Genomic DNA, 7,943 nt, shown 5'->3' with positions numbered 1-7,943 from the left:
GTGGGGGAGATGTCCGGCAGGACAGAGGGGGGCGCGAAGGAATGATGCGTGGGGAAAGCTTGCCTCGTGCCGCCGCGCCTTTCCTAGGCTTCGCCCGCCTGCTGCGCCGTCACGCCTTCGCCATTGCGCCGGAGCAGGTGATAGGCTTCATGCAGGCGGTCACATTGCTTGGACCGCGTTCGATGAACGACATCCGCGAAGCAGCACTCGCGACGCTCGCGCCCTCGCCCGACCGTCGCGGCGAATTCGAGGCCCATTTCCGCGGTTATTTCTATGGCGATGCCAAGCCCACGATCGAAGGCGAAGAGGACGATGAGACCCGCGTCAAGGATGATCGCGGCACGCGCGAGGAAGAGAAACAAATCGCCCGCCACGAGAAAGGTGGCGAGCTGTCCTCGGCGCTTGAACAACTGAGCAGCCGCGATTTCCGGCGCGACGCCGATGGTCTCGGCCAGTTCCGCCGCAGGCTCGCGTGCGCCCTGCCCGCGCGCCGTTCCTTTCGCACCGCGCGCACCCGCTCGCACGGCACGCTCGATCTCCGCCGCTCGCTCAGCGAAATCGTCAGCGCCGACGGCGACATCCCCGCGCCGCAGCTGCGCCGTCGCCAGACCGTATCGCGAAAACTGCTCCTGCTCATCGATGTGTCAGGCTCGATGAAGCTGCACACGGCCGACTACCTCAAGCTGGCCCACGCGGCCGTGCAAGGCGCGGACCGTGCCGAAGTCTTCACCTTCGGCACTCGCCTCACCCGCATCACCTCGGCGCTGCGCATTCGTGACCGCGAGCAAGCGCTTGCCCGCGCCGCGGCGCTTGTCGACGATTGGGACGGCGGCACCCGCATGGGGCCGACATTGCTAGCCTTCCTTTCGGTGCCGCGCTTTTCCGCCTTCGCGCGCGGCGCCTGCGTCGTCATCCTGTCCGATGGCCTGGAACACGGCGACCATTCCGACCTCGAAACCGCGATGCGCCGCTTCAGCGCCCGCGCTTTCCGGCTGTCGCTGGCGACGCCGCTCGCCGGCGATCCGCGCTTTCGCCCGGCGACGGCGGCACTCCGCGCCATCCTGCCGGCGCTCGACGATCTGGTCGACGGCTCGTCGGTGGGAAGCCTGACCGATTTCATCCTGTCGCTCGCCCGTCCTGCGCCTGCGGCTTCAGCCATCTGGAAAAGAGTATCGTGATGCAGAAAGCCATCGACGCGCATTTCCACATCTGGCGCCAAAAGGACCAGCCCTGGCTGGTCGGCCCCATGGTGCCGCGCATCTTCGGCCCCTACGAGCCGATCCGCCGCGACTATCCGATCACGGAGTTCCTCGAAGACCAGAAAGCCTCGGGCGTCGAGAAAGCCGTCTATGTCCAGACCAACTGGGCCAAGGAGGATTTCGAAAAAGAGGTCGCCTTCCTGCAGAAGACCGCCGACGAAACCGGCTGGCCGCACGCCATCGTCGGCTATGCCGACATGACGGTCGACGACGTCCGCCCGCAGATCGACCGGCTGATGAAATACAAGCTGCTGCGCGGCGTGCGCATGCAGCTTCACTGGCATGAGACGCCCGCCTTCCGCTTCGCCGCCTCCGCCGATCAGGTGATCGATCCCAAGGTGCGCGCCAACGTGGCGCGGCTGAAGGACTACGGCCTCGCCTTCGACCTGCAGCTTTTCCCGGCGCAGATGAAAGATGGACTGAGGCTGGTTGGCGAAAACCCGCAGACGAATTTCATCCTCACCCATGCCGGCATGCTGACCGGCATGGAGCCGGAAACCACCGAAGCATGGAAGGCGGGTCTCCGCACGCTTTCGGCGGCGCCTAATTTCTACGCCAAGCTCTCGGGGCTCGGCACTTTCGTGCACCGCAACGACCCGGACCTCATCGCCTACATTGTCGACAACGCCATCGAAATCCTCGGCAGCGACCGGCTGATGTTCGGCTCGAACTTCCCGATCGAGAAGCTGTGGACCAGCCACACCGAGCTGATCAAGGCGCATCGCAGTGCGGTTGCGAAGCATGGCGCCAAGGCCGAGGCGGACATCTTCTGGAACACGGCGGAGAAGGTTTACCGGCCGGTATAGCGCTTCGGAAAGCCGCCGCGCGGGTAGGCGCGACGGCTTGCGGAGCAAGCAGTTATTGCGTCGGCAACATGCCTTCGACGTCGCTCGCGGCGTCGGCAAGCGCTTCCTTCGGCGTCGCCGACTGGTCGACGATGCGGGACAGATTGTCGACGATGGTCTGCGTCACCTTGACTCCGTTGGTGCCGGGGAAGGCGTACCACGGAACCATCAGCGGCATCTGGCTGAGGCCGGCCTGGAACAGCGGGTTCTTCTTGTAGAAATCGCCGAGATAATCAGGTGATTTCGCGGCGAGTTCGTTGTTGGGGACATAGCCGGTGCCGGGCACCACCACCGACGCGCCGTACGGGCCGGCGGCGAACTTGGCGAACTTCCAGGCGGCTTCCTGCTTCGCGGTGTCCTTGGTCAGGATGACCACCGCATTGCCGCCGGTCGGCAAATGGCCGTTGACCGGATCGATCAGCGGAATCTTGGCCGTGCGCAGCGCGAATTTGTCGCCGACATTCTTGATCGTGTTGACCAGCGCGCCTGTGGTCTGGAATTCGAAGCCGACCTTGCCGGCCGCGAAAGCCTGCTCGCCCGCCGGCTTGGTGAAGACCGGCATGCCGCCTTCCTTCACCATCCGCTCGATAAGCTCGACAGCCTTCTCGCCTTCTGGACTGTTGAAAGCGACCTTGCTCTCGTCGCCGTTCAGCATCTTGCCCCCGGCGCCAAACAGCAGCGCCGAGAACATCCAATCATCGCCCTGCCAGCGGAAGTCGATGCCGTCGACACCGTTGCCGAGCGCCTTGATCTTGCCGCCAAGGGCGATCACCTCGTCCCAGGTCTTGGGCGGATTGTCCGGATCGCCACCGGCCGCCTTCACCAGGTCGGCATTGTAATACATGATCGGATTGGAGGTGGCGAAGGCCAGCCCGATCTGCTTGCCGTTCACCTGCGCGAGCTTCAGTATGGTGTCGGAGAAGCCTTGCTCGGCCATGTTGCCGTCCTTCTTCACCAGCGGCCCGAGGTCGACAGCGACGTCGCGCTCGTTGAGCATGCGCAGGCGATTGAGGCCGATGAAGGTGATGTCGGGCATCTCGTCGGTGCCGGCCTGACGAAGAATGGTCTGGATGCCTTCCTCATAGGTCGCGGACGGGCTGGCGAACTGGATCTTGATGTCGGGATTCTCTTCCATGAACTTCTTCGAGATCGTGTCCATCACGTTCTTGAAGAAACCGGGCATCGGATAGTGGACCGTCAGTGTCGTGTCGGCATAGGCCGGAAGGGCCGATGCCAGCGATACCGCCGCCATGGCAATAATCCTGGAGAAATGCTTCATTGCTCGTGCTCCTTGTTGGCCGGTCAGCCTTTGAGACCGGTCATGGTGATGCCTTCGACGAAGCGCTTCTGCGCGAGCAGGAAGGCGACGACGAGAGGAAGGGTGATGATCAGCGTCGCGGCCATCAGCGCGCCGTAGTCGTCGCCCGCTTCCGCAGCGCGGAAATACATCAGGCCGAGCGGCGGCGTGGCGTAGGCCTGCTTGCTGATGACGATCAGCGGCCAGTAGAGATCGTTCCAGTGCGCGACGACGGAAAAGATCGCGAAGGCGGTGACGGCCGGCCAGGCGTTGGGCACGATGACGCGCGCGATGATGCCGAGCTCCGACATGCCGTCGAGCCGCGCCGCGTGGATGAGGTCGTCGGGCATGGCGCGGAAGAACTGCAGGAACATGAAGATCGCGAACACCGAGATCGTGAACGGAGCGACCAGCGCGGTGTAGCTGTTGAGCAGCGACATGCGGTCGAACGCGACATAGAGCGGCAGAGCGGTCGCATGGATGGGAACCAGAAGGCCGAGCATGACCAGCACCATCATCATGCGCGCCGCGCGAAATTTCAGCTTGGCCATCGCGTAGGCGCAAGGGATCGCGACCGCGACCTGGAAGAAGAAGATCAGTCCGCACACGACGATGCCGTTCCACAGCAGCGTTGCCATTGGCACCCTTTCCAGCGCCTTGGCGAAATTCTCAGCGAAGAAGGGATGCTGCGGGATCAGCGAAAGCGCCGCGGTGAAGATGTCGCTCTGCGTCTTGCCGGCGGTCGAGATCATGAAGATGTAGGGCGCCAGAATCATCAGCGCACCGAGCGAAATCAGCGTGAAGCGGACGATACGGCCGACCGGGATGCTGGTCATGTGTAGTGTACCCGCCGGTCGAGGACGCGATACTGCAGGAACATCAAAACGACGAGGATCGCCAGGAAAACCACCGTCATCGCCGACGCATAGCCGACGCGCATATAGACGAAGCCCTCCTGGTAGATGGTGAAGAGGAGCACTTCGGACGCCTTGTTCGGGCCTCCGTCAGTCAGCATCTTCACGGTCTCGAAAACCTTAACCGCATTGGTGATGCTGATCGTGACGACGAACAGCGTCGTCGGCCCGAGCATCGGCCAGGTGACCAGGAAGAACCGGTCGAGCGCCGATTTCGCGCCGTCGACTTCAGCCGCTGCGTAGAGCTCGCGCGGGATCGCCGTCAGGCCGGCCAGGAACAGCACCATGTTGAAGCCGACCGACTGCCAGACGCCGATGATCGACAGGCTGTAGAGGACGGTGTTCGAGGCGCCGAGCCAGTTCGGGCCGGGAATGCCGACAAGCGAAAGCAGCGCGTTGAGCGGCCCGATGGTCGGATGGAAGATATACTGCCAGACGGTTGCCATCGCGACGATCAGCGAGGCCACGGGCAGGAAGTAGACGGTGCGGAAGAAAGCCCGCGCGCGCAATTCGCCTTCGATCAGAAGCGCGACACCCAAGCCGAGCGCGATCGAGACCGGGGCGACCATCGCCGTGTAGAGAGTGGTGTTCCACAGCGATTTTCGGAAGGTGCGGTCGCTGAACAGATGCGCGTAGTTCTCGAAGCCGATGATACGGAATTTGCCGTAGCCGAGCTCGAAATCGGTGAAGCCCAGAAAGACGACGGCAACCACCGGCAACAGTACGAACAGGAAGAGCAGCACGATCGCCGGCAGCGCCAGCAGCCAGGCGGTCCGGTCCTCGCTGCGCGCACGCAGTGTCGCGGCGCTCAGGACATTGCCCGCCAGCGCAACGCTAGACATAGGCCGGCTCCTGCCGTGCGCCCGCCACTTCCGCGATGCGAAGCCGGCGTCCCTCGGGCCCGAAGACCATCGCCTGCTCAGGAGCCAGAAGGATGCCCACCGGCATTCCGCCAATCAGGTCCTTCGCCTCTTGCGGCGTCAGCTTGGCGATGACGCTGTCGCCGGAGACGTCGAGCCGGCAATGGGCAATGACTTCCGAGCCGAGAAATTCCAGCCGTTCAATCCGCCCGGCAACGCCGCTCCGCCCGCTGGGGGACAGTTTGACGAATTCCGGGCGAATGCCGAGGCTGATCGGGCCGTTCGCCACCTTCTCCAGCAAAGCCAGCCGCATGCCTTCGAAGTCGACGCGACCGTTTTCGGCGATCGCCTGCAGGATATTGATCCTCGGCTGGCCGACGAACCGCGCGACCTCGATATGGGTGGGGTCGTTGTAGATCGTCTCGGGCGTGGCGAGCTGAAGCAGATGGCCGCCGATCATGACGGCGACGCGATCGGCCATCGACAGCGCCTCGGCCTGGTCATGCGTCACATAGAGCGTTGGCACACCGGCGCGCCGGTGCAATTCCACGATCTCGCCGCGCGCATGGACGCGCAGATTGGCATCCAGGTTGGAAAGCGGTTCGTCCATGAGGAAGATGCTGGGATGGCGCACCATCGCGCGCGCCAGCGCCACGCGCTGCCTCTGCCCGCCAGACATCTGTCCAGGCTTGCGGTCGAGCAGATGATCGATCTTCAGCAAGGTGGCCATCTCGCGCACATCGCGCGCGATGCCGGCGCGCAGCTCTCTCTGGCCCGGCAGCAGGGAACCGATCAGCGGCAGGCGCTGTGCGCGGCTCAGCCGCTTCATGGCCAGCGGCACGGCGATATTCTGGCTGGCCGTCAGATGCGGATAGAGGGCGTAGGACTGGAACACCATGGCTATGTTGCGGTCGGCCGCGGCAACGTTCGACATCTCCTTGCCGCCCACCAGGATCTCGCCGGTGTCGGCATGGTCGAGCCCGGCGAGGATGCGCAGCAACGTGCTCTTGCCGCAGCCCGACGGGCCAACCAGAGCGATGAATTCGCCGGGCTCGGCATCGAGGCTGATGTCCTTGAGGACCGCGTTGCCGCCGAAGGCCTTGCTCAGGCCGCGAAGCGATAGCGCGCCCATCACCCAGCTTTCCTGCGGACCTTATGCGCCTCGTGCGGATAAACCTCCTCGACCACGTCGTCGAGGACATAGGCGGTCATGCCGGGCACGGCGACGATCTCGCTCGCGACCGCGTCATCAAAATGATGCATGACGGCGCCGATCAATTGCTCGCCCGGCATCTTGCGTTCCATCGTGTCGACGATGAAGGCGGCGGACGGCCCCCATACCAGGGAGGTGCCTGCGTATTTGCCCTTCCACGCCCAATGCAGGTGGCCGCTCGCATGCAGGGCCACGTCGTGGGCGGCGATCAGATCGTAGAGGCGCCGGCGTTGCGCCGGTCGGATGCTCCAATAGCCGGTGTCGCCTTCGTCCGGATCGTCGACAAAGAGCGGCTTGTGGGTAAACATCGCGACGTGGCGGCCGCCGCGACTCTCCAGCGTTTCCCGAAGCCATTCGAACTGGGCTTCTTCCGCGGCATCGTTGAAGCCCATCACCTGGCTGTTTAGCCCAATGAGCCGCCAGTTTCCCGCATCTTCGGACCAGTAGTCAGGACCGGCCAAGCGGCGCCAGCGCTCCAGCCGTGCCGCATCGACCGGCTGCAGCGAACCCGGCAGATGGCCGACGTCGTGGTTGCCGGGCACCAGCAGCATGGGTCTCGATACCTCCCGCATCAGCCCCATGCAGAAGCTGATGTCGTCATCCTTGTCGGCTCCGTCGACGGTCAGATCGCCGGTGTGGATGACGAGATCGGCGCCGCTTTGCTCGATCCAGTCGGCCAGCGGCTCCCAATTGCCGTTGAAATGCGGCTTGGTCGGGCTGAAATGGGTGTCGGTGATCTGAACGATTTTCATGACGGCTCCGCCGCGAAAGCCGTACCGGAGACCAAGGGCGAACGGCTGCGCGTGCGGCTTCCTTAGTGCCGTTACATGTCACTTCCTTAACAGCGCCGGGGCAAAGTTTTGATTCAAGCACACAAGCCTGTGAAATGCGCGAACGGCCGCCGCCGGCCGATATTTTTTTGCAGGCAGCGATACGAAAATGCCGTGACGCTCAGCCGCCTCACTTCACCTCGAATTGCGGGTCGACAGGAATCTGCATTGCCGTGACCAGGTGATTGGTCTGGCCGGCTAAACCGATGATCGACACAAGCTCGCCATGCTGTGCGTCGGTCATGCCCTTGGCGCGAGCGGCGGCCGTATGCGAGTGGATGCAGTAGGAACAGCCATTGGCCACCGAGACCGCGATATAGATCATCTCCTTGGTCAGCGGATCGATGGCGCTGTCGGCGACCATCACCGCCTTGAGCTGCTCCCACACCCGCTTCAGCGCCGCCGGATCATTGGCCAGCCCGCGCCAGAAATTGTTGACGAAGTCGGATTTCCGCGTCGCGCGGATATCGTCGAACACGGCCTTCACCGCCGGGTTCGTTTCGACCTCGGCATCGCTGAGCAGCTTTGTAGTGGCCATGGTGTGGTCCTTTCCTTTGAATCGCCGTCGAGGTCGTTAAATCAAGGGTTGCGCATAGACGGCTAAGCAGTTTGTCCGATTCAGCTTTTAGCTCGAAACGACATGTTGCCGCAGCGGTTGGCGGAAGCATCATCTGAGTGTCGTCATTCTAGGGCGGAGCAAGGAGCGTAGCGACGCGCGCAGACCC

The 7,943-nt window shown here is 63.5% G+C and carries 8 protein-coding genes; 2 read left to right on the top strand and 6 right to left on the bottom strand.

Features of this window, described 5'->3' with window-relative positions; translation table 11 throughout:
• The first annotated feature begins 41 nt into the window (after window positions 1-41).
• Window positions 42-1,178 (top strand): VWA domain-containing protein, encoded by a 1,137-nt coding sequence (locus tag FJ417_RS32700; RefSeq protein ID WP_140786315.1) that lies wholly within the window; start codon window positions 42-44, stop codon window positions 1,176-1,178.
• Window positions 1,178-2,065, top strand: a complete 888-nt coding sequence (locus tag FJ417_RS32695) for an amidohydrolase (protein WP_181183368.1) — start codon at window positions 1,178-1,180, stop codon at window positions 2,063-2,065. The genes FJ417_RS32700 and FJ417_RS32695 overlap by 1 nt, the downstream gene beginning before the upstream one ends.
• A 52-nt stretch (window positions 2,066-2,117) precedes the next feature.
• Here FJ417_RS32695 and FJ417_RS32690 read toward each other — a convergent pair whose 3' ends face one another.
• The 6 genes from FJ417_RS32690 to FJ417_RS32665 form a co-directional block, all read right to left on the bottom strand.
• The gene (locus FJ417_RS32690) at window positions 2,118-3,383 is read right to left on the bottom strand and encodes an ABC transporter substrate-binding protein (protein WP_140786313.1); all 1,266 of its coding nucleotides are present in this window, start codon (window positions 3,381-3,383) and stop codon (window positions 2,118-2,120) included.
• Between the two features lie 23 nt (window positions 3,384-3,406).
• On the bottom strand, window positions 3,407-4,237 hold the full coding sequence (locus tag FJ417_RS32685) for a carbohydrate ABC transporter permease (protein WP_140786312.1): 831 nt from the start codon (window positions 4,235-4,237) through the stop codon (window positions 3,407-3,409).
• Window positions 4,234-5,157 (bottom strand): sugar ABC transporter permease, encoded by a 924-nt coding sequence (locus FJ417_RS32680; protein WP_140786311.1) that lies wholly within the window; start codon window positions 5,155-5,157, stop codon window positions 4,234-4,236. The genes FJ417_RS32685 and FJ417_RS32680 overlap by 4 nt, the downstream gene beginning before the upstream one ends.
• Entirely contained in the window at window positions 5,150-6,307 is a 1,158-nt protein-coding gene (locus tag FJ417_RS32675) for an ABC transporter ATP-binding protein (protein WP_140786310.1), read from the bottom strand. The genes FJ417_RS32680 and FJ417_RS32675 overlap by 8 nt, the downstream gene beginning before the upstream one ends.
• Entirely contained in the window at window positions 6,307-7,140 is an 834-nt protein-coding gene (locus tag FJ417_RS32670) for a metallophosphoesterase (RefSeq protein WP_140786309.1), read from the bottom strand. The genes FJ417_RS32675 and FJ417_RS32670 overlap by 1 nt, the downstream gene beginning before the upstream one ends.
• Before the next feature lie 208 nt (window positions 7,141-7,348).
• Entirely contained in the window at window positions 7,349-7,756 is a 408-nt protein-coding gene (locus tag FJ417_RS32665; RefSeq protein ID WP_140786308.1) for a carboxymuconolactone decarboxylase family protein, read from the bottom strand.
• Window positions 7,757-7,943: the final 187 nt, after the last annotated feature.

The sequence above is a fragment of the Mesorhizobium sp. B3-1-7 genome (assembly GCF_006439385.1).
Lineage (GTDB): Bacteria > Pseudomonadota > Alphaproteobacteria > Rhizobiales > Rhizobiaceae > Mesorhizobium.
The sequence above is the reverse complement of the archived record's forward strand: the minus strand, read 5'-3'. Positions and strand labels throughout refer to the sequence as shown.

What these genes read in the sequence shown, in the direction of transcription:
- FJ417_RS32700 (WP_140786315.1), top strand. Translation starts at nt 42, where the DNA reads ATGATGCGTGGGGAAAGCTTGCCTCGTGCCGCCGCGCCTTTCCTAGGC.
- FJ417_RS32665 (WP_140786308.1), bottom strand. Translation starts at nt 7,756, where the DNA reads ATGGCCACTACAAAGCTGCTCAGCGATGCCGAGGTCGAAACGAACCCG.
- FJ417_RS32675 (WP_140786310.1), bottom strand. Translation starts at nt 6,307, where the DNA reads ATGGGCGCGCTATCGCTTCGCGGCCTGAGCAAGGCCTTCGGCGGCAAC.
- FJ417_RS32680 (WP_140786311.1), bottom strand. Translation starts at nt 5,157, where the DNA reads ATGTCTAGCGTTGCGCTGGCGGGCAATGTCCTGAGCGCCGCGACACTG.
- FJ417_RS32685 (WP_140786312.1), bottom strand. Translation starts at nt 4,237, where the DNA reads ATGACCAGCATCCCGGTCGGCCGTATCGTCCGCTTCACGCTGATTTCG.
- FJ417_RS32690 (WP_140786313.1), bottom strand. Translation starts at nt 3,383, where the DNA reads ATGAAGCATTTCTCCAGGATTATTGCCATGGCGGCGGTATCGCTGGCA.
- FJ417_RS32695 (WP_181183368.1), top strand. Translation starts at nt 1,178, where the DNA reads ATGCAGAAAGCCATCGACGCGCATTTCCACATCTGGCGCCAAAAGGAC.
- FJ417_RS32670 (WP_140786309.1), bottom strand. Translation starts at nt 7,140, where the DNA reads ATGAAAATCGTTCAGATCACCGACACCCATTTCAGCCCGACCAAGCCG.